The organism is Streptomyces alkaliphilus (assembly GCF_014141535.1).
Taxonomy (GTDB): Bacteria; Actinomycetota; Actinomycetes; order Streptomycetales; family Streptomycetaceae; genus Streptomyces; species Streptomyces alkaliphilus.
In genome coordinates this window covers 1-1,046 of sequence record NZ_VKHT01001369.1, presented here as the reverse complement: position 1 = coordinate 1,046, position 1,046 = coordinate 1, and the positions used below count along the sequence as shown (strand labels likewise).

The 1,046-nt window shown below is 72.5% G+C and carries 1 protein-coding gene and 1 pseudogene; one reads left to right on the top strand and one right to left on the bottom strand.

All coding sequences use genetic code 11. From position 1 onward, the window contains the following. Positions 1-407 (top strand): annotated as a pseudogene (locus tag FNQ90_RS24535) (hypothetical protein); the annotation flags it as partial. A 175-nt stretch (positions 408-582) separates the two neighbouring features. On the opposite strand, the gene FNQ90_RS24530 reads toward FNQ90_RS24535, so the two are convergent. Continuing rightward, positions 583-963, bottom strand: a complete 381-nt coding sequence (locus FNQ90_RS24530; protein WP_194432855.1) for a cupin domain-containing protein — start codon at positions 961-963, stop codon at positions 583-585. Positions 964-1,046: the final 83 nt, after the last annotated feature.

The following is a 1,046-nucleotide window of genomic DNA, read 5'->3' as shown; positions in this document are numbered from 1 at the left end:
CGCACCCGCCGGGGCCGCCGCTCACCGACCACGCCGCCCGCCACACGGCGGTCAATGTCCTCGAACGGGTGGGTTTCCGCGCCCGTTCCGTCGTGCGCGGCCTGACCTACGCGGTGCGCAGCGAGCACTACGGCTCGCTGGCCCGGGACTTCCTCACCTCCTACGCCGAGTTGCTCGGGGAGACCGCCGCGGCCGTGGAGCGCTTCGGCTCCGGGGAGCCGAGGGGGGACGCGGAGCAGGAGGAGCTGGAGGCGGCGATAGCGGCCGTCCGCTCCGGATACGGGGAGCTGATGGAGCGCTGCCGGCGGGAGAACCTGGACGCCCCCGGTGAGTGGCCGCTGTACGGGGCGCTGCTCGCCGACGCCCACCGGGTCGCCGACGAGTTGGAGCACCCCGGGCTGGTGTGAGAGCCGGGAGACGTCCCGCGGCACCGAGCCGTCGCGGATCCCCTCCGAACCCCGGCCCAACGGTTTCGCCCGGTGACCGAGCGGGCCTCCCGTTCGGTCACCGGGCCTCGGAGGGGTTTCGGGTGGCCGGGTCCGCCCCCGCCGCCGGGGCGGAGGGGATCGCGGTCGATGGGCGTCAGACGCCGGCGGGCGCGGCCATCCGCTTGGCGTAGTCGGCCATGCCGGTCCAGTCGAGGAGGACGCACGGTTCGTCGCCGATCACCCGGGCGTCGTGGCCGGGGTCGATCTCCATGAAGTCCCCGGGGCCGTACTCGACTTCCTCGCCGTCGTTCATGACGACCTTGATCCGGCCGCTGACGCAGTAACCGGTGTGGGCCGCCTCGCAGCTGTCCGTGCCGGCCACCGGCTTGACGTGCTTCGACCACTGCCACCCCGGTTCGAAGACCCCGCGGCCCACGAGCCCGTGGTCGGTTTCGAGGAGGTCGAGGTGTCCCTTGTGGTCCTCGAAGGGACGGACCTCGTCCGCCGAGTCGAAATTCCTCTTGACGATGGTCATGATCATCCGCCTCCCGGCGGGATGGTGGAACGAATCCCGAGTCCACCTTCCAGGCTACGCCGCTGTGCGCCGCCCGCCCACCC